The organism is Microbacterium sp. NPDC087665 (genome assembly GCF_044743285.1).
Taxonomy (GTDB): Bacteria; Actinomycetota; Actinomycetes; order Actinomycetales; family Microbacteriaceae; genus Microbacterium.
Genome location: NZ_JBIUWD010000002.1, coordinates 381,591 through 400,299 on the forward strand (window position 1 = coordinate 381,591; position 18,709 = coordinate 400,299).

22 protein-coding genes are annotated in these 18,709 nt (G+C 67.1%); 9 read left to right on the forward strand and 13 right to left on the reverse strand.

Going from position 1 to position 18,709, the window contains the following annotated elements:
* Positions 1-16: 16 nt before the first annotated feature.
* Together ACIOSY_RS05320 and ACIOSY_RS05325 are read right to left on the reverse strand one after the other, a co-directional pair.
* Positions 17-1,681: an ABC-F family ATP-binding cassette domain-containing protein gene (locus ACIOSY_RS05320; protein ID WP_400850135.1), complete on the reverse strand. Its 1,665-nt coding sequence runs from the start codon at positions 1,679-1,681 to the stop codon at positions 17-19.
* 25 nt (positions 1,682-1,706) lie between these two features.
* A complete protein-coding gene (locus ACIOSY_RS05325) occupies positions 1,707-2,360 on the reverse strand; it encodes an alpha/beta fold hydrolase (protein ID WP_400850138.1) in 654 nt (217 codons plus the stop codon).
* A 60-nt stretch (positions 2,361-2,420) separates the two neighbouring features.
* On the opposite strand from ACIOSY_RS05325, the gene ACIOSY_RS05330 reads away from it, so the two are divergent.
* From ACIOSY_RS05330 to ACIOSY_RS05340, 3 genes are all read left to right on the forward strand, one after another.
* Positions 2,421-3,008, forward strand: a complete 588-nt coding sequence (locus tag ACIOSY_RS05330) for a transporter substrate-binding domain-containing protein (protein ID WP_400850141.1) — start codon at positions 2,421-2,423, stop codon at positions 3,006-3,008.
* Complete coding sequence (locus ACIOSY_RS05335) at positions 3,005-3,979, forward strand: cation transporter (protein WP_400850143.1); 975 nt, start codon at positions 3,005-3,007, stop codon at positions 3,977-3,979. Before ACIOSY_RS05330 ends, ACIOSY_RS05335 begins: the two co-directional genes overlap by 4 nt.
* A gap of 172 nt (positions 3,980-4,151) precedes the next feature.
* Complete coding sequence (locus ACIOSY_RS05340; RefSeq protein ID WP_400850941.1) at positions 4,152-5,258, forward strand: N(5)-(carboxyethyl)ornithine synthase; 1,107 nt, start codon at positions 4,152-4,154, stop codon at positions 5,256-5,258.
* 3 nt (positions 5,259-5,261) lie between these two features.
* On the opposite strand, the gene ACIOSY_RS05345 is transcribed toward ACIOSY_RS05340, so the two are convergent.
* The 4 genes from ACIOSY_RS05345 to ACIOSY_RS05360 all read right to left on the reverse strand — a co-directional run bounded on the left by ACIOSY_RS05345 (position 5,262) and on the right by ACIOSY_RS05360 (position 7,981).
* Complete coding sequence (locus ACIOSY_RS05345; RefSeq protein ID WP_400850146.1) at positions 5,262-5,687, reverse strand: type II toxin-antitoxin system VapC family toxin; 426 nt, start codon at positions 5,685-5,687, stop codon at positions 5,262-5,264.
* Positions 5,684-5,917 (reverse strand): FitA-like ribbon-helix-helix domain-containing protein, encoded by a 234-nt coding sequence (locus ACIOSY_RS05350; protein ID WP_400850149.1) that lies wholly within the window; start codon positions 5,915-5,917, stop codon positions 5,684-5,686. The genes ACIOSY_RS05345 and ACIOSY_RS05350 overlap by 4 nt, the downstream gene beginning before the upstream one ends.
* A gap of 62 nt (positions 5,918-5,979) precedes the next feature.
* Positions 5,980-6,165, reverse strand: a complete 186-nt coding sequence (locus ACIOSY_RS05355; protein ID WP_400850151.1) for a hypothetical protein — start codon at positions 6,163-6,165, stop codon at positions 5,980-5,982.
* A 55-nt stretch (positions 6,166-6,220) separates the two neighbouring features.
* Positions 6,221-7,981 (reverse strand): GNAT family N-acetyltransferase, encoded by a 1,761-nt coding sequence (locus ACIOSY_RS05360; protein ID WP_400850154.1) that lies wholly within the window; start codon positions 7,979-7,981, stop codon positions 6,221-6,223.
* An 83-nt stretch (positions 7,982-8,064) separates the two neighbouring features.
* Here ACIOSY_RS05360 and ACIOSY_RS05365 point away from each other — a divergent pair, with 83 nt between their 5' ends.
* Positions 8,065-8,844 carry an alpha/beta fold hydrolase gene (locus tag ACIOSY_RS05365; protein ID WP_400850157.1) on the forward strand — a complete coding sequence of 260 codons (780 nt, stop codon included), beginning with the start codon at positions 8,065-8,067 and terminating at the stop codon, positions 8,842-8,844.
* Positions 8,845-8,856: 12 nt separating this feature from the next.
* Here the strand turns inward: ACIOSY_RS05365 and ACIOSY_RS05370 are convergent, their stop codons facing one another.
* On the reverse strand, positions 8,857-9,441 hold the full coding sequence (locus ACIOSY_RS05370) for a hypothetical protein (RefSeq protein ID WP_400850160.1): 585 nt from the start codon (positions 9,439-9,441) through the stop codon (positions 8,857-8,859).
* 83 nt (positions 9,442-9,524) lie between these two features.
* Complete coding sequence (locus tag ACIOSY_RS05375; protein WP_400850163.1) at positions 9,525-9,842, reverse strand: hypothetical protein; 318 nt, start codon at positions 9,840-9,842, stop codon at positions 9,525-9,527.
* Between the two features lie 164 nt (positions 9,843-10,006).
* Between ACIOSY_RS05375 and ACIOSY_RS05380 the strand changes: the two genes are divergently transcribed.
* From ACIOSY_RS05380 to ACIOSY_RS05390, 3 genes are read left to right on the forward strand one after another with little or no spacing between them, the layout of a single operon-like run.
* Complete coding sequence (locus tag ACIOSY_RS05380; RefSeq protein ID WP_400850166.1) at positions 10,007-10,768, forward strand: alpha/beta hydrolase; 762 nt, start codon at positions 10,007-10,009, stop codon at positions 10,766-10,768.
* Positions 10,765-11,433, forward strand: a complete 669-nt coding sequence (locus ACIOSY_RS05385) for a hypothetical protein (protein WP_400850169.1) — start codon at positions 10,765-10,767, stop codon at positions 11,431-11,433. The genes ACIOSY_RS05380 and ACIOSY_RS05385 overlap by 4 nt, the downstream gene beginning before the upstream one ends.
* A 16-nt stretch (positions 11,434-11,449) precedes the next feature.
* Positions 11,450-12,109, forward strand: a complete 660-nt coding sequence (locus ACIOSY_RS05390) for a hypothetical protein (protein WP_400850172.1) — start codon at positions 11,450-11,452, stop codon at positions 12,107-12,109.
* 36 nt (positions 12,110-12,145) lie between these two features.
* Here the strand turns inward: ACIOSY_RS05390 and ychF are convergent, their stop codons facing one another.
* From ychF to ACIOSY_RS05405, 3 genes are read right to left on the reverse strand one after another with little or no spacing between them, the layout of a single operon-like run.
* Positions 12,146-13,219, reverse strand: a complete 1,074-nt coding sequence (gene ychF / locus ACIOSY_RS05395; protein WP_400850175.1) for a redox-regulated ATPase YchF — start codon at positions 13,217-13,219, stop codon at positions 12,146-12,148.
* A gap of 40 nt (positions 13,220-13,259) precedes the next feature.
* Positions 13,260-14,519 carry an alpha/beta fold hydrolase gene (locus ACIOSY_RS05400; protein WP_400850178.1) on the reverse strand — a complete coding sequence of 420 codons (1,260 nt, stop codon included), beginning with the start codon at positions 14,517-14,519 and terminating at the stop codon, positions 13,260-13,262.
* A gap of 3 nt (positions 14,520-14,522) precedes the next feature.
* Positions 14,523-15,263 (reverse strand): class I SAM-dependent methyltransferase, encoded by a 741-nt coding sequence (locus ACIOSY_RS05405; RefSeq protein WP_400850181.1) that lies wholly within the window; start codon positions 15,261-15,263, stop codon positions 14,523-14,525.
* A 59-nt stretch (positions 15,264-15,322) separates the two neighbouring features.
* Here ACIOSY_RS05405 and ACIOSY_RS05410 point away from each other — a divergent pair, with 59 nt between their 5' ends.
* Positions 15,323-15,916: a 3'-5' exonuclease gene (locus ACIOSY_RS05410; RefSeq protein ID WP_400850184.1), complete on the forward strand. Its 594-nt coding sequence runs from the start codon at positions 15,323-15,325 to the stop codon at positions 15,914-15,916.
* A 48-nt stretch (positions 15,917-15,964) separates the two neighbouring features.
* On the forward strand, positions 15,965-17,224 hold the full coding sequence (locus ACIOSY_RS05415) for a DNA recombination protein RmuC (RefSeq protein ID WP_400850187.1): 1,260 nt from the start codon (positions 15,965-15,967) through the stop codon (positions 17,222-17,224).
* A gap of 3 nt (positions 17,225-17,227) precedes the next feature.
* Here ACIOSY_RS05415 and ACIOSY_RS05420 read toward each other — a convergent pair whose 3' ends face one another.
* Positions 17,228-17,524 (reverse strand): hypothetical protein, encoded by a 297-nt coding sequence (locus ACIOSY_RS05420; protein ID WP_400850190.1) that lies wholly within the window; start codon positions 17,522-17,524, stop codon positions 17,228-17,230.
* A 169-nt stretch (positions 17,525-17,693) separates the two neighbouring features.
* Entirely contained in the window at positions 17,694-18,680 is a 987-nt protein-coding gene (gene glpX / locus ACIOSY_RS05425; protein WP_400850193.1) for a class II fructose-bisphosphatase, read from the reverse strand.
* Positions 18,681-18,709 lie beyond the last annotated feature (29 nt).

Here is an 18,709-nt window from a genome sequence, read left to right on the forward strand (position 1 = left end):
CACCACTGAGCGACCTCTACAGCTCGGTGACCTGCCCCGCCTCGACATGCCACCGTCGATTGGTCTGCACCGTGTCGAGCATGCGGCGATCGTGGGTTACGAGCAGCAACGTGCCGTCGTACGAGTCGAGCGCCTGTTCGAGCTGCTCGATCGCCGGGAGGTCGAGGTGGTTCGTCGGCTCATCGAGAACCAGCAGGTTCACACCCCGCGACTGCAGCAGCGCCAGCGCCGCGCGCGTGCGCTCCCCGGGTGAGAGGCCATCGACGGCGCGTGTGACGTGGTCGGCTCTGAGGCCGAACTTCGCCAGGAGTGTGCGCACCTCGGCGGAAGCCATCTCCGGCACGAGCGCCTCGAACGCTTCGGCGAGGGGCTCGGAACCGACGAGCAATGACCGCGCCTGATCGATCTCGCCGATCTGCACGCTGCTGCCGAGGCTCGACGTTCCCTCGTCGGGCGCCTGCCGCCCGAGCAGGGCGCGCAGGAGCGTGGACTTGCCGGCGCCGTTCGGACCGGTGATACCGATCCGGTCGCCGACGTTGATCTGCAGCGAGACCGGGCCGAGGGTGAAAGCGCCCTGGCGGAGCACGGCCGAGCTCAGGGTCGACACGACGGTGCTGGACCGCGGTGCGGAGCCGATCGTGAACTCCAGCTGCCACTCCTTGCGGGGTTCGTCGACCTCTTCGAGCCGCGCGATCCGGCTCTCCATCTGGCGGACCTTCTGCGCCTGCTTCTCGCTCGACTCGGTCGACGCCTTGCGTCTGATCTTGTCGTTGTCTGGCGCCTTCTTCATGGCGTTGCGCACGCCCTGGCTCGACCATTCGCGCTGGGTGCGCGCCCGGCCGACGAGATCGGCCTTCTTCTCGGCGAACTCGTCGTACTTCTCGCGAAGATGACGGCGTACCGTGGCCCGCTCCTCGATGTAGGCGTCGTAGCCGCCGCCGTACAGACGGTTCGATCCTTGCGCGAGATCCAGTTCGAGCACCTTGGTGACGCTGCGCGCCAGGAATTCGCGGTCATGGCTGACGAGCACCGCTCCCCCGCGCAGGCCGTGCACGAAAGACTCCAGCCGGTCGAGACCGTCGAGGTCGAGATCATTGGTCGGCTCGTCGAGGAGCACGATGTCGAAACGCGACAGCAGGAGGGCCGCCAGCCCCACGCGCGCCGCCTGTCCGCCGGAGAGCGCCGTCATCGGCGTCTCCGCGGTCAGGCCGCCCGCGATGTCGAGTCCCAGGTCGGCGAGCACCACCGGGAGGCGATCATCGAGGTCGGCAGCGCCGCTCGCCAGCCAGCGATCCAGTGCCTCGGAATACGCGTCGGCGGGATCGACCCCGGGCGGCGCGAGAGTGGGGTCACCGAGCGCCGCCGCCGTGGCATCCATCTCTCGGGTCGCTGCGCTGCAGCCGGTGCGGCGGGCGACGTACTGCGCGATCGTCTCGCCGTCGATGCGCTCGTGCTCCTGCGGCAACCATCCGACGAAGGCATCCGCCGGTGCGAGCGAGACCGTACCCGCGGCGGGCGCGTCCGCGCCCGCGAGCAGGCGGAGAAGAGTCGACTTGCCCGCGCCGTTCGCGCCGACGACGCCGACGACATCGCCGGGGGCGACCGTCAGATCGAGGTCCTCGAAGAGGATGCGATGGCCGTACCCACCGGCCAGATTCTGTGCAACGAGGGTGGCGGTCATCAGACCATCTTCTCAGTCCGGAAGGTCAGTCCCAGTCGAGGTAGTCCTCGATGGCCCAGGACGTCGCGCCCATGTGCGTGAACGGGAACAGGTAGCCGCCGCCCTCGACCGGCACGACGCTGACGCGATCGGGAGCGGATGCCTGCAGCTTCTCGCCGTTCGCAGCGGGCGCGATCGGGTCGTCCGTGCCCTGCACGACGAGCACCGGCAGTCCCTCGGCCAGAGGTGCCGGCGCCTGCCATGCGGCGATCTGCAACGCGTCGACCTCCGCATCGCGCGCCGGGGCCGGAATCGCGGCGAGCGCTTCGGCCGACGGGGCGGCCTCGTCGACGCCCAGCAGCAGCACGCCGTTGACGCGATCGTGGTGGTCGAGTGCCACGACGCGTGCGACGGCACCTCCGAACGCGTGACCGCCGACCCAGGCATTCGATACCGACAGGTGGTCCATGACATCGACGACGTCCTGGGCCAGATCGTTCATCGACACCGCGGCATCCGACGGACGGCGCGATCCGATGCGCACGACCTGGAAGTCCTCTTCCGAGACGGAGTGCGCGAGAAGCTCGAGGTAGGCGACGTTCAGACCGTGCCCTGCGATGAGGACCACGGCGGGCCCTGCGCCTTCCACAGTGAACGGGATCGCGCGTCCATCGGGTTCGAAGATCTGAGTGTCGACCATGTTTCGGGCAATCTCCTTGAGTGAGGTGGGCCTTACCCAGCGTACAGAACGAAGACACGGGTGACGAAGCAGCAGCCCGAAGCCGGCGTTCCCTACCCCGCCCACGCGGCCGCGTCAATCGTCTTCCCGGGCACCGGCGCGACGAGCACTGTTGCCCTCGCGAGCACGATCAGTACGTCCCTGCGCCGGATCGTCGGCACCGTTGCGGCGGCCACCATGGCGGTGATGCTCGTCGGGTGCGGCGTGACGATCCCGGCGGATCCGGACGGCACCCTCGACTCAGTACGCGGCCACGAGATCCGTGTGGGCGTCGCGCCCGAGGGCGACCTGGTGCGCGTCGACGACGGCGTTCCGACCGGGAGCGTCGTCGACCTTGTCGAGGACTTCGCCGACAGCCTCGACGCACGACCGGAATGGACCGTCGCGACGGAGGAGACCCTCGTCGGGATGCTCGAAGCCGGCGACCTCGACCTCGTCGCCGGTGGCATCACCTCCGACACCCCCTGGGTCGACAAGGCCGGAGTATCGCGCGGCTACCCGGGCATCCCGGGCGCCGACGGTCGCGAACTCGTGATGCTGGTCCCCCTCGGCGAGAACGCCTTCCTCTCCGATCTGGAAGCGTTCCTCGATGAGGAGGTCGGATCGTGAAGAACCACGAGTTCGGGCGCACCGACCTTCCGCCCGAGCAGGCCAAGGCGCTCCGATCGGCCATCCGCTGGGAGTGGTTCACGATCGGCTACACGAGCATCACGATCGCCGTGATCGCGCTCGTCGTCGGCAATTCGCAGGCCATGCGCACCGCGTGGATCGAAGACATGCTGTCGCTGATCCCGCAGTTCGCGTTCTTGATCGCACTTCTCTTCGTGCGGCGGCGCCCCAGCCTGAAGCATCCGTACGGTCTTCACCGCGCCATGGGGGTCGGTCACCTCGTCGCGGGTGTCGCCCTGCTCGCCGTCGGTGTGAACCTGGCTGTCGAGTCCGCCGCCGGTCTCATCGCCGGCGAGCACCCCACGATCGGGACGGTGCAGCTGTGGGGTCACACCGTGTGGCTGGGGTGGCTCATGGTCGCCGTGATGGCGGTCGTCGTGGTCGGGCCGATCTTCTTCTACGGCCCCGCGAAGGCCAGGCTCGCGCCCGTCCTGCACAACAAGCTCCTGTTTGCCGACGCCGACATGGCGAAGGCCGACTGGCAGACGACCGTCGCATCCATCGTCGGCGTGCTCGGGGTGGGAGCGGGGGTGTGGTGGTTGGACGGAGCGGCGGCCGTGTTCATCTCGCTCGGCATCATCTGGGACGGAGCCCGCAACACCAGGACGGCGATCGTCGACCTCATGGATCAGCGGGCCCGCACCTTCGACAGCGCCCACCCCGACCCGCTCGCTCGGGAGATCGTCAGTTACCTTCGCAGCCGCCCGTGGGTGAGGGATGCCGCCGTGCGCCTGCGCGATCAGGGGCAGGTCTTCCACGTCGAGGCCTTCGTCGTACCGAGACGGGGCAAGATCGCGGTGCAGGACATCTCTCGGGTCGCCGAGGGCATCGCCGACCTCGACTGGAAGGTGCAGGACGTCGTCGTCGTGCCGGCTGAGGCGCTCCCGGACGAGGCGGATCGGGGGCGGTGACCCGCACTCGGCAGATGAGCGTACTGTCAAAGAAGGAACTGACTTTGGTTCTCCAATGATGGGAATCACGTTGTCCACCGCCACACCGCTCTTCCTTTCTGCCCCGACCGCCTCCGCACACAGCACTCCGCCGACCGAGTTGCTCACGCTGGGACTGCTCGCCGACTCCTCGATGGAGAACGAGCGCCGCCTGCCCATCCACCCGCACCACTTCGACCGGATCGACCCGGACATCCGCGCGCGGATGATCGTCGAGCGCGGATACGGCGCCGACTTCCGTCTCGCGCACGGGTACATCGAATCCCGCGTTGGCCGGGTCGCCGACCGCGCCGAGGTGCTCGCCTCCGCCGATGTGTTCCTGCTGCCGAAGCCGCAGGCCGCAGACGTCGCGGCGATTCCCGAGGGCCGGGTGCTCTGGGGATGGCCGCACTGCGTGCAGGATGCCGGGATGACGCAGACGGCCATCGACAGCCGACTGACGCTCATCGCGTTCGAGGCGATGAACCACTGGACCCACCAGGGCGACATCAGCCTGCATGTGTTCCACAAGAACAACGAACTGGCCGGATACTGCTCGGTCCTGCACGCGCTGAGCCTCGTCGGATCCACCGGTGACTACGGACCGCGCCTCAGCGCGGTCGTGATCGGCTTCGGCGCGACGGCCCGCGGCGCGGTGACCGCGCTCAACGCGCACGGCATCCACGATATCGAGGTGCTCACCCAGCGGGGTATCGCGGCGGTGGGCTCCCCCATCCACAACGCCCACATCACCCAGCTGAACACCGACGACGGAGCCACCCACCTCAGCGAGGTCCTGACCGACGAGGGCAACGTTCTTCTGCCGGACTTCCTGGCCTCGCGCGACATCATCGTCAACTGCACGTTCCAGGACGTCGCGGCTCCGCTCACCTACCTGCGGACCGAAGATCTGAAGGGGTTCGACGCCGGAACTCTGATCATCGACGTGTCGTGCGACGAGGGCATGGGCTTCGAATGGGCGAAGACCACCACGTTCGACGAGCCCATGTTCACCGTCGGCGACGGGGTGGACTACTACGCCGTCGACCACAGCCCGTCGTACCTGTGGAACGCCGCCACGTGGGAGATCAGCGAGGCGATGCTGCCGTTCCTGCGCACGGTCATGGAAGGGCCAGGCGCGTGGGCGACGACACCCACCCTCGAGCGAGCCATCGAGATCCGTGACGGCGTGATCCAGAACCCGAGCATCCTCAGCTTCCAGAGCCGTGAATCGGAGTACCCGCACGCGTTGATCGGCTGAGGACTACGCCGCGCTCCCCCACGGATCGAGCAGACCGACCCCGGTGTGCGCAAAGCCCCTGGTGTTTCGAGTCGCACACGTTGCTTCGTGCGCGAGGCAGATCGCAGCGATCTGCGCATCGGCAGTACTGATCGGATGCCCGGACGCTTCGCGCGCGCGGAGGACACCCGCGTAGTGAGAGGCAGCGGTGTCGTCGAAGGCCAGAATCGAACGCGTGCCACGAAAGGGCTCGATCGCGGCTTCGACTCGAGAGGACAGCTCGTCCATGCGGCGACCATCGGGGAGTCGCGCCACGCCGGCCAGCAGCTCAGCCAGCGTCACCGCAGTGATCGCGACATCGCCGGTGAGCGCCTCGAGCCAGGCGACGACGTGTTCATTCGGAGAAGACCGGAAGACCTCCGAGATGACGTTCGTGTCGAGGACGATCAATCGAAGTCCACCGCTCGCGCGATGTCGTTGCGCTCAGGAACCACGAGGCCATCGACGCCTTCGATGCCCTGCGCGGCTTGCATGAGCGCCAGCCCGATGTGCGGCCTGCGTGCTGCCCTCGTCAGAATGTCACGGACCTCGGACTCCATCGAACGCCCGTGACTCTTCGCCTGCGCAGCGAGCTGTTCTTTAACCCGTTCATCGAGTCCTCGAACGATGATCGATGCCATGTGGGAGCCACCTCCTCGCGTGATATCACTAACGATATCACGCGGTATTGGATGCCCCACCGTCAGCCGAACAGGTAGGCGAATCCCCGATCGGATGCCGCCAGATGCGTCGTGAAAACCACCGCCCGGCTGAGATAGTCGAGCGCATATCGCGTGTCGCGGTCGACGGTCCTTGAGACCCGCAACTCATTCTGAAGGTCGACGAGATCGCCGGCAATTTCGCGGACATCCTCGACAAGTGTGAGCAAGTACCTCGAAACACGGATTGAGGAGGAGTGGAGGCGACGCGTACAACGTTCGCGGCTATATGTGTCTCTTCAGCCCGACGTGGGCCGTCTCATAGCCGAGTCGGGCATAGAAGGCGCGGGTCCGATCCCGTGCTTCGTCGGTGGTCACCTGCGCCAATCGCGCTCCCCGCGCGCGACCGAACTCGTGCGCCCACTCGAGCATCGCCGCGCCGAGGCCCTGTGATCGTTCCTTCGGCGCAACGCGCAGTCCCTCGATCTGCAGTCGGGTCGATCCGCTGCGGGATAGCCCGGGGATGACGGTCAGTTGCATCGTGGCGACGATGTGGTCGCCACTGTCGCGGACGACCCCCAGATAGTGGGAGCTGTCGCGAGCGATCGCGCTGAAGGCCGCCTCATATCGCTCGAGTTCGACGCTCTCACGGTCCGCACCGAACTGATCATCGAACAGCAGCGCGGCGATCCCCCCGATGTCACCGCGATCCGCACGCTCGAGCCGGAAGATACGGCCCGCCACCTGCAGTCGTCCACGAACGGACGACCGCGCGTCCGCCTGCAACCTGGCGACGAGCAGGTCGAGCCATCCACCGACGCTGGCGCGAGCCTCGACGGTGTCGGGATAGCGGCATCTCAGGTGCAGGCCCGACTCGTCCAGGATGAACCAGAGCATGACGCCGTCGGTGTCGGTCGCTGCGCTGACGTACTGGGCGTCGAGCCCGACGGAGTCGATGCGCACGGGCAGCCTGCGCAGATCCAGCCACGAGATCGCGAACATCCCGGGTGCCACGGGCATGCCGCCCCACGGAGCGAGCACGTCTGCGAGCGGCCACGCCCCGAGTTGCACCGCTTCCTTCACCGCCGCTGCTGCCGCGTGCGGTTCGGCGACATCCGACTCGAGGACGGAGTTGGTGATGAACCACCCGACCGAGTCATGCCACGTGTCCTCGAAGCGGCTGTGCACGGGGAACACTGCTCGGAGCGGGGCATCCGCCAATTCGCGGGTCACCGCGGTCATCGCGACCACGGCGCGTGCGAGGGTCGAGACGCCGTCGTCGCGGGCCTGCGCAGCGAACGCGGCGGCATCGTCGACATCGAACACATCGCGCACTTCCACGCGCTCCCGATGCGGTTCGGGCGCACCCAGTGGCAACGGGAACTGCGGCATCACGCCACCGCTGTCCGCGATGATGTCTTCCCAGCGCTGACGCACGTGATCGGGCGCGGCATCCCGATCCAGCAGCGCCTGCGTGTGCTCGACGAATGCCGGCGCTGGCATCGGCTTCGCGCTGGCCCTCTCGGTGTCGAGGGCAGACAGCAGGTCGCGCGCGATCACCAGCATCGACCACATGTCGACGTGAGCGTGGTCCGCTGCGATCACGACCGTGAGCCCCGCGGCGGTCTCCAACACGCACAGCCGGTGCGAGGGACGTTGATACGGCGAACATGCCGCATCGAGGATGTCCCGCAATGCGTCGTTGACCGCCTGACCGGATGCCACCGGATGCTCGACCCAGCTTCCGGGTGCGATCTCGATCTCGTGGAGTACCGGATCGCCATCCGCACCGGGCGCGAACGCCGATCGCAGCGTGCCATGCCGAGCGATGACAGCCAGCCAGGCCTCGGCGATCGCCTCACGGCGCGTCGGTGCAGGCAGCCGGAAGGACAACGCCATCCAGGAGCCGGGTCGATCGCCAGCCCCGACATGGAGCCGCTGATCGAAGGACACGGGGAGGCGTCGTCCGAGCGCAGACGCGGTGACGTCGTAACCCCAGAGCCGTCCGAAAGGGAGGCGGAGGTGCGTGACGTTGGTCAGTCGCATGGGTAGCACCCTATCGCCCCCGATAATCTGAAACTCACACGACTGCCCGAGCGGATTCGATCAGTCATCGATGGAGGAGCCTGATGCCGACTTTCGAGGTACCCGGAGCCGAGCTCGCCGTCGCTTTGAGCGATGAAGGCGGACACCCGGTCGTGCAGCTGCACGGCCTCACGTCGAGCCGGGCCCGCGATCGGGTGCTCAATCTCGACCTCGGTCGAGGGCTCAGCGGCACCCGACTACTGCGGTACGACGCACGCGGCCATGGCCGGTCGACGGGGCGGAAGGTCCCCGAGGACTATCGCTGGCAGAACCTCGCCGACGATCTTCTGCGATTGCTCGACCGCTGGTTTCCGGGCGAACGCGTGCACGGCGTGGGGCCCTCCATGGGCGCGGCGACTCTTCTGCACGCTGCCGCGGTCGAACCGGACCGTTTCACCGGACTCACGCTCATGGTGCCGCCCACGGCGTGGGACACCAGACCCGATCAAGCCGCGATCTACCGTGCAGCGGCGGCGCTCATCGAATCCGACGGTGTGGAAGCCTTCCTCGCCGCCTCACGCGGGGCGACACCTCCCCCGGCCACCGTCGGTGCACCCGAGACATGGCCCGACGTCGCGGATGCCCTCTTGCCGTCTTTGCTCCGCGGCGCGGGGCTCAGCGACCTGCCTGCGCTTGAGGTCGTCGCGCGAATCGACGTGCCGACGACGATCCTGGCGTGGGTGGATGATCCGGGCCACCCGCTGTCCACCGCCGAAGCCCTCGCCGTGCTGCTGCCGCACGCGACGCTCACGGTCGCCCGCACCCCGGAAGATGTCGAAGCCTGGCCCGAAGTCCTGAGTCAGGACGTCGACCGGCGGGGATAGCGTCGGGTTCGCTCAGTTGTTGGCGTGGAAGTCCGTGACGTCGCCATCCTGCTCGGGTAGAACCGGCGACGCACGCGCGTTTGCGATGGCCGACAGCCCGAAGAGGTACCGTGTACCCACCTCGGCCCTAGTGATCGACCGCAGCTTGTATCCGAGCGGTCGAGGATGCCACGTGGCATCTGGTCGAACCTCGTTCAGGTAGATGTAGCGCGGGGTCACCTGATCCAGAGTGCCGACCCAGATCGCGCTGCGTTCATTTTCCTTCTGAATCCCGAGCAACTCGCCTTGACGTGTGAAACCGCCGAGGGCCGACGCCGCATCGTTTAAATCGACGTCGAGGGGGAAGGAAGGTGGCCACTCAGGCTGCATCTTGACGAACTCCTGGGCAAACGTTTCGTCGGGCGTGACGCGCGCGACGTCGCGCAATCGGAGCACAATGCACCCGTCGAAGTATCCGCCGTCGGTAGTCTGCGCCAGCAGCACCCACCTCTTGCCGATTCGAAGCACGATGCCATCGACCCGGTCGGCGAATTTCGGCTTGCGCTCGATACGCAGAATCGCCTTCGCCTCCTGACCTCGTCGGAGTGCCTGATGCAACCGCCGGGAACCGTCGACTCAGCGCTTGCCCGTAGATGGATTTCCGACGCGGAATTCCACGACGCTCCGAACGCCGGTCAGCATCACGATCCAAGCTCGACGCGCCTGCCGCCGCCCATGTCAGCCTCTGTGTCGGTGACGGTCGCATAGGCCCCCGCAGGCACACCGGGAAGGGTCGCTACCTCGCGAGCAAGGGCGATCAGATGCGCCTCAGGCGCTCCGTGCACGAAGAACAGATACTCACTACCGAGCTCTTCCCCATCGTCGTACATCTCCCCCTTCGAGCCGTCGAGCTCGAAAAGGAACTCCATGACTGCGTCGATCCACGGAAACGGGTACTCGCCTTCCGGCACATCGTTCGGCGTCAGAGGGACATGTATCTCGACAAGGAGTTCGGCCATGCCGCCAGTATGTCAGCGCGACCGGCACGGGATGCAGCTCGACATTCGCCGCGCCCGCTCAGGCGACTCGCTCGACTCGGTTCTGTCAGCCGGGTGGGGCCCTGCTAGGCAGGGTTGCGGTCCGGTTGTTAGTCTGTGGCGAGTCTTATGGGTCGGGGGGCCACATGCCAGATGATTTCAGTGTCACGTACGCCGCTCAACGGCATCGGGGAGTTTGGCGAATCCGCCAAGAACATGAACGAGGAAATCGACCGAAGCGGGGGCTAGGTGCGACGATCGTGTGGTTCGGGTATGACTCGCCGAATGTCATCACGGAGCCTTCGACGGGGCAGGCGGTCGTGGGTGCAGAGACCTTGACCGGGTTCCTGCGCGGACTCGACCAGGCAGCACCGCCCAACGCGGTCACGACGGTGATCGGGCACTCCTATGGCAGTACGACCGCGTTCCTCGCTGTCGGCAGCGCCGCAGATAATCTGGGGGTGGACAACCTGATCGCCGTCGGATCCGCAGGACTCACCGATCACGCGCTCGGCACCGATCCCGACGCTCGGGTCGACTACTCAGGCACGAACGTCTTCGCCTCCACGTCCCCCGATGACGCCCTGGCTCGGATAGGCCGCCTGAGTCCCCACCCCATCGATCCCGGCAGCATCGACGGGGCCGTGTCCTTCGATTCCGACGGCAGCTACACACCCACCCCTGACGGGTCCGAACCCACCTGGCAGCAGCACGACGGTACGCCCCTTCTCAAAACCCCCGGTCACGGCACCCACAGCGAAGGCACCATTCCTCTCCCCTGGGATCAGCCGGGCGGGTACCTCCAAGAAGGTTCGGAGTCGTTCGCGAACATCATCGGAATCATCACCAGCGGCGAACCGGTGACGGCCCCAGGCGGCTTTGGCAGCCAGACTGTGTTGCAAGGATGACTTCTTCGACCCCGAAAGACCGACAGCGACGACACCTCGCCTGCATCGTGCTGGCGCTGACAGGAGCCCTTCTCATGACCGGATGCACCCCCGCCCCTACAGGTGACGAGCTCTACGCTGACGCAGAACAGACCTACTTGTCCTATCGAGAACTCGCGAACGAGCTTCAACTCGAGTACCACGATGGCCCGTGGGAGGTTGGATCGCTTGGTTCCTACGGCATGCAGCCCCGGCAGTGCGACAACGACAAAGGCTACTACTTCACCCTGAACCGCAATGTCTGGCTCGATGGTTCCAAACGGGAGGAGTACGCGGACATTGCCGAACGCTTCCTGAAAGCGCAGGGGCTATCCCCGGCACGTCAGGTGTTCGGTGCCGACGACAACGACGGCCAGATACTCCAGGTCATCGTCCGCGACGAAGGTGACTACGAACTGCTTATGGTCGAGTTCCGCAAGAACGGCAACGTCGGCATCAGCGTCGACACTGCCTGTCGCCCTGGAGATGCCTTCGAGCTCTCCGACATGCTCTTCGGCGGCGTCTATCTCAGCGAGGGGTATCTCCCCACCGATGTCGAGGCTCCTACCGATCCGCTGTTCTTCGGCATCACGCCCGGTGACCCGCAGTTCGTCCGCGAGGATCCCACTCCGACGCCGACACCCTGATGAACAGACGGCAACGGTGACACGCAAGGGCCCGTCCCCGCCGCGGCTTGGCGCCTACATCGTGCTGGCGCTGACAGGAGCCCTCCTCATGACCGGATGCACCCCCGCCCCCACCGGCGACGCGCTCTACGCTGACGCGGAACAGACCTACTTCTCCTATCGGGAAGTCGTCAACGAGCTTCAACTCAAATACCACGATGGCCCGTGGGAGGTGGGATCGATCGGCTCATACGGCATGCAGCCCAATCAGTGCGACAACGACGCGGGCTACAACTTCACTCTGCACCGCAGCATTCGGCTGGACGCCTCCCAGCGTGAGGAGTACGCAGACATCGCGGAACGCTTCCTGAAAGAAGAGGGGCTCTCGCCGTCACGTCAAGTCATCGGTGCCGACGACAACGATGGTCAAGTGCTCCAGGTCATCATTCGCGACCAAGGTGACTACGAGCTGTTCCTGGTCCGGTTCCTCAAGAACGGCAGCATCGGTATCAGCGTTGACACTGCCTGCCGTCCCGGTGACGCCTTCGAACTCTCCGACATACTCTTCGGCGGCGTCTACCTCAGCGAAGGTTATCTCCCCGATGTCGAGGCTCCGACCGATCCGCTGTTCTTCGGCATCACGCCCGGCGAACCGCAATTCGTCCGCGACGATCCCACTCCGACGCCGACGCCCTGATGGACTTGCTCACGAAATCAACTGGCGCTCAATTGTTCAGTTGTTGAAGCGGAACTCCACGACGTCGCCGTCCTGCATGACGTAGTCCTTGCCCTCGAGGCGGGCCTTGCCCTTGGCGCGCGCTTCGACCACCGAGCCGGTCTCGACGAGGTCGGCGAACGAGACGATCTCCGCCTTGATGAAGCCCTTCTCGAAGTCGGTGTGGATGACACCGGCCGCCTGCGGCGCCTTGGAGCCCTTGGGGATCGTCCAGGCGCGCGCTTCCTTCGGGCCGGCGGTGAGGTACGTCTGCAGGCCGAGGGTGTCGAAGCCGATGCGGGCGAGCTGGTCGAGACCGGACTCATCCTGTCCGGTCGATGCCAGCAGTTCGGCCGCATCCGCCGGGTCGAGGTCGATGAGTTCCGACTCGATCTTCGCGTCGAGGAAGATGGCCTTGGCCGGGGCGACCAGGGCGGCGAGCTCCGCCTTGCGGTCGTCGCTGGTGAGCACGCCCTCGTCGACGTTGAAGACGAAGATGACCGGCTTCACGGTGAGCAGACCCAGCTCGCGGATCGGGTCGAGGTCGAGGCCGCTCGTCGAGAGGAGCACGCCCCGCTCGAGAGCATCCTTCGCGGCGATCGCCGCCTCGAGCACCGACGGGTCGATCTTTTTGCCGCGCACTTCCTTCTCGTACCGCGCGATCGCCTTGTCGACGGTCTGCAGGTCGGCGAGCATCAGTTCGGCGTTGATCGTCTCCATGTCGGAGGCCGGGTTGACGGCTCCGTCGACGTGCACGACGTCATCGTCGGAGAACCCGCGCACGACCTGCGCGATCGCGTCGGCCTCACGGATGTTCGCGAGGAACTGGTTGCCCAGGCCCTCTCCCTCGCTGGCGCCGCGCACGATGCCGGCGATGTCGACGAACGACACCGCTGCCGGGAGGATGCGCTCGCTGCCGAAGATCTCGGCGAGCTTGTCGAGACGCGGATCGGGCAGGTTCACCACCCCGACGTTCGGCTCGATCGTCGCGAACGGATAGTTCGCCGCGAGCACGTCGTTCTTGGTGAGAGCGTTGAAAAGGGTGGACTTGCCGACGTTGGGCAGGCCGACGATTCCGATAGTGAGAGCCACGGGGTACGAGTCTACCTGTCGCGGTGATGCGTCTCCGCGGTCACGGGCAGTTGCCCTTGGGCGTGCCCGCTTCGAGTTCCACGAGCCACGGCAGCAGTTCCGGCAGAGCGGCGTAGGCGGCGAAGCCGTGATCGACGTCGGGAAGTCGATGGAAGGTCACGTCGGTCTTCTGCGTGCAGAGCTGCTCGACATAGGCGTCGGTCGCGGTCGGTGCGACGAGTTCGTCGGCCTGCCCCTGCGCCACGAAGACCGGCACCGTGATGGGCGCTCCGCCGGCACTGTTCTCGCGCAGCATCGTCTGCCAGGGTTCGGTCGTCGCCGGGTTGCTGGTGACGTATCCCCCCACGAGCGGGCCGGCGATCGCGTGGATCTTCTCGTTCTCGGTGAGGAGGCAGAGCGCGGCCATGTCGGCGGTCGCTGCGGCGCCGGCCGGAGTGAGGATCGCCTGGATGGCGTCTTCGCCGAAGCGGTCGGCGTAGGCGGCGGTGTAGGCAGGGATCGCGTAGGAGGCGATCGTGACGCCCGATATGTCGTCGATGTCATCGCTCATCAGGGTCGTCAGGTCGGCGGCCGGTGCGGCGACGGCGACGCCCTCGAGGGTCAGCTCCGGCGCATAGGCCGCTGCCCTCTCGGCGGCGAAGAGCGCGGCCTGGCCGCCCTGGGAGTGCCCCCACAGCACGAACCTCTCACTGATCTGGGCATCCTCGATGCTGTGCGCCGCGCGCACCATGTCGAGAACGCTGTTCGATTCGGGCACCGCCAGCAGATACGACGATGCCTCGTCGACTCCCAGTCCCGGATAGTCGGTCGCCGCGATGGCGTAGCCCTCATCGAGCAGCTCGTGCATCCCGGCGATGTACTCGAAGGGATCGAGCCCGAGGGAGGGCGCGCATTCCATCGCGGCCCCGGTCGTCGGATGCGCCCACGCGACGACCGTGCGGCCGTCGGACGGCGCAGGACTGTTCGGAACGATCACCACGCCCGAGACGGTGATCTCGGCTCCGGCGAGATCACGGGATGCGTAGAGGACGCGCCAGGCTGTCGATCCGGCCGGCGCGCTCGCGATCTCCTCACTGCGGATGACGGTTCCCGGCTCCGCGGTGGGAGACGGAGACGGCGACGCGTAGAACGCCGGATCCGTTGCCAGCTCGGCCTCGCCCTCCGCGACCCGGCGGACGCCGTCGACCACGACCAGCAGCAGGATGACCGCGATCACGCTCAGGACGACGGTCGCGCGCGGATGCCGACGCGCCCAGCGGACACGATGCGGCCCGGCAGCGACCGTCTCATCGCCGCTCATGGCTCACGCCTCGCGGATGGCGCGGAACGCCCGGGTTACATAGGGAAGCGTGATCGTGCCGTCGTGCAGACCGAGGTCGTCGAACAGCGCATCCATCGCGCGTCGGATCCGCGACCGCTCGTCTTCATCCGCGATGATCACCGCGCTTCGAGACGATGCCAGCCGATGCAACTGCTCACGACTGATCTCTCGGGACCACTCCCACGATGCGCTCTCGAGAGCGCCGAAGGGGGCATCGACGATGGGGGCGCCCTGCGCCAGCATCTCCTCGGCCGCACTGGGGTGCATGATCTCGGTGAGCGCCCGCACCCAGTCGGCACGCTCGTCTCGCACGTTCCAGATGAGCCCGAGGGCGCCACCCGGCCGCACCACCCGGCCGATCTCGCGCGACGCCGCGACGGGATCGACCCAGTGCCATGCCTGACCGAGGACCACCGCGTCGACGCCGGCATCCGGCAGCGGAAGCGACTCAGCGGTTCCGACGAAGGTCGGCACGCCCGGGAGAGCTGCCCGGAGAGCTGCGAGCATCCCGGGATCGGGATCGATCGCCACGACCTGCGCCCCGGGCGCTGCCACGAGCGCACGCGTGAGCTTGCCGGTGCCCGCCCCGACATCGGCGATGCGGTTCGCCCCGACCGGGAGGATGTCGAGCATCCACGCCACGGCCTCGAACGGGTACTCGGGTCGTCCGGCCTCGTAATTCTGTGCCTCTGCGCCGAAAGACGTCGCTCTGCTGTCCGCCATCTCGCCAGCATACGGCGTGCCCTCCGCGGCAGAACAGGGTCTGCCGTGAGAGTGGATACGTGCCCCTGAACTTCACCGCCATCGACTTCGAGACGGCGAATTCGAGCCCCGCCTCCGCCTGCGCCGTCGGACTCGTCCGCGTTCGAGACGGCGAGGTCGTCGCGACGACCGGTTGGCTGATCCAGCCGCCGCCCGGGCACGACGAGTTCCAGGAATGGAACGTGCGCATCCACGGCATCCGCGCGGAGGACGTGCTGTCCGCATCGACATGGGCCGATCAGTTCGATCGGCTGTGCGACTTCGCCGGGGCCGACGTGCTCGTCGCGCACAACGCCGGGTTCGATCTCAACGTGCTGCGACGCGCCTCCGAGGCCACCGGAGGCATCTGCCCCCCGTATCGCTCGCTGTGCAGCCTGCAGGTGGCACGCAAGACGTATCAGCTGGACTCGTATCGCCTGCCCGTGGCTGCCGCGGCGGCGGGCTTCGAGGAGTTCGCCCACCACGACGCGCTCGCCGACGCGCGGGCGTGCGCGCAGATCGTGATCGATGCCGCGCGCCGCGCCGGCGCCGCGGACGTCGACATGCTCGCGGAGCTGTTGAGCCTTCGCGTGGCGGGCACTCCGGCTCGCACTCCGGAGCGCGCGGTCGCGTAGGCAGCGGCATTCCCGGAGAATGTCGGATGCCGGGCGCATCATGAACACATGGATGCTCCGCTGATCGTTCTCCTCTTCGTCGCCGCTCTGTGCGCCGGCGCCGCCGTCGGATGGTTCCTCCGCGCCGGACGCGGGGCTGCAGATCTCGCACGCGCGCAGGCCGAACTGGCCGCGGCGCGCGACGACCGCGACCGCCAGTACGACCTGTACCGAGACGCCGTCGAGCACACACGCGCCGAGCAGCGCGCCGAAGCGCAGCGCGTGCAGCAGCAGAACGCGGTGCTCACGGCACTCGCCCCGGTGCGCGAGAGCCTTCAGCAGATGCAGCAGAAGGTGTCGTCGATCGAGCAGGAGCGCCACGCGCAGTTCGGCTCTCTCGCCGAGCAACTGCGACGCGCACAGGAGTCCGACGAAGCACTGCGTGCCACCACCGAGTCGCTCGCCGGCGCGCTGCGTTCGACGTCGACGCGCGGAGTGTGGGGCGAGACGCAGCTCCGGCGGGTCGTCGAGGCTGCCGGCCTCACGCGCCACGTCGACTTCGATCTGCAGACGACGATCTCGTCCGACCGCGGTGTCGGTCGCCCCGACATGGTGATCCGACTGGCGGGAGGGGCGTCGATCGCCGTCGATGCGAAGGTGCCACTCGATGCCTACCTCGAAGCCTCCGCGCTGCCGGGAGGCGACACGCACGAGGCACAGCGTCGCGTGCACATGCAGAAGCACGTCAAGGCGGTGCGCGCGCACATCGACGCCCTGGCGAAGAAGGCATATTGGTCGGGTCTCGACTCGAGTCCCGAGTTCGTGATCTGCTTCCTGCCGAGCGAGTCGCTGCTCGCTGCGGCGATCGACGAAGACCCCACCCTGCTCGACTACGCGTTCAGCAAGCGGGTCGCGCTGGCCTCCCCCGTCAACCTCTGGGCAGTACTCAAGACCGTTGCCTACACGTGGACGCAGCAAGAGGTCTCGACCGAGGCGAGAACGCTCCTGGCCCTGGGTACCCAGCTCTACGACCGGCTCGGCACACTCGCCGGACATGCCGACGACCTGCGGCGAGCGCTCGAACGCACGGTCGAGAGCTACAACAAGTTCGCCGGATCACTCGAGAATCGCGTCCTGGTGACCGCCCGGCAATTCCCGGGCATCGATGCCACGACCCTCGATGCCGAGCCGCAGCGGATCATCGCGCCGTCTCGACGCTTCACCGCTCCGGAGCTCGTCAGTGAGGAGTCGGACGACGCACGGCGGGTACGAGCCGAGATCGGCGAGGTGCGAGACCGCGTGCTGTTCGATGACGACAGCGAGCGGTGACGGTCAGGACGCGATGGCGGGGACGCCGCTCAGCAGCAGGATGACGAGACCGCTCGTCGCGAGGAACGCACCGATCATCCACCAGGCGCTGATCTCATGACCCTCGTCGCGTCGCACCCGGAACAGCACGTCGGCGCGACGGGCCGGATCGACGACCGGCTGAGTAGATGCGACGGCCGGCGCGGAGGCAGCGATGTTCGCTTCGGCTTCCGCTGCGCTCACGCGCAGAATTCGACCGGTGTTCGTCGTGACGATGGTGGTCGGTTCGGCCTTCGAGCTGCGTGTCCGCGGCGTGGTCATGTATTTCGCCTCTCCTGTGCCTGTGGTGCCAGACGGCTCGGCCGTCGGCGACAAACCCAGTGACAAGTCTGACACGATGGCCGACGAATCGCAGGATCCGACCCCGAGGAGCGATACCGGGTCGGTAACGATGCCGATCCGGCGGAGGCGGCTCAGCCGCGCGCGATCCCTACAGCCACTTCGAGACGAGATGCTCCGAAGCGATGCGCCGCAGCGTTCCGGAGGCACCGCGCAGCACGACGCTCTCGGTGTACACGTAGCCGCGCTCGCGCCGCACACCCGCGACGAGCTGGCCGTCGGTGACGCCGGTGGCCACGAAGATCGTGTTGCTGCCGCTCACGAGGTCATCCGCCTCGTAGACGCGATCCATCTCGAGACCCGCGTCGATCCCGCGCTGGCGCTCGTCGTCATCACGCGGCCAGAGGCGGCCCTGGATGTGCCCGCCCAACGCCTTGATGGCACAGGCGGTGACGATCCCCTCCGGGCTCCCGCCGACGCCGACGCACATGTCGGTGCGCGCGTCGTGGCGGGCGGCATTGATTCCGCCGGCGACGTCGCCGTCGCTCATGAGACGGGTGCCCGCGCCCGCCTCGCGGATCTCCTGGATGAGCTGCTCGTGGCGGGGCCTGTTCAGCACCGAGACGACGATCTCGTCGACGGGCTTCTCCAGCGCTCCGGCGAGTCGCCGGATGTTCTCACCGATCGGGAGGCGGATGTCGACCACCCCGACGCCGGCAGGGCCGGTGACGAGCTTGTCCATGTAGAAGACGGTGGAGGCATCGAGCATCGTTCCGCGGTCGGAGACAGCGATGACCGACAGCGCGTTCTGACGCCCTGCCGCGGTCAGTGACGTGCCGTCGATGGGGTCGACCGCGATGTCGCAGAGCGGGCCCTGGCCCGTGCCGACGACCTCGCCGTTGAAGAGCATGGGGGCGTTGTCCTTCTCGCCCTCGCCGATCACCACGCGACCCTGGAAGTCGACCGTGCCGAGAAAAGCGCGCATGGCATCGACGGCGGCGCCGTCCGCTGCTTCCTTCGCACCGCGACCGATGAACGGGACGGCACGGATGGCCGCCGCCTCCGTCGCTCGCACCAACTCCATCGCGAGGTTGCGGTCGGGTCGAAGCGGGCTCAGATCTGCAGTCAGACTCACCATGGGGTCAGCCTAGCCAGCGGTGTGCGTAA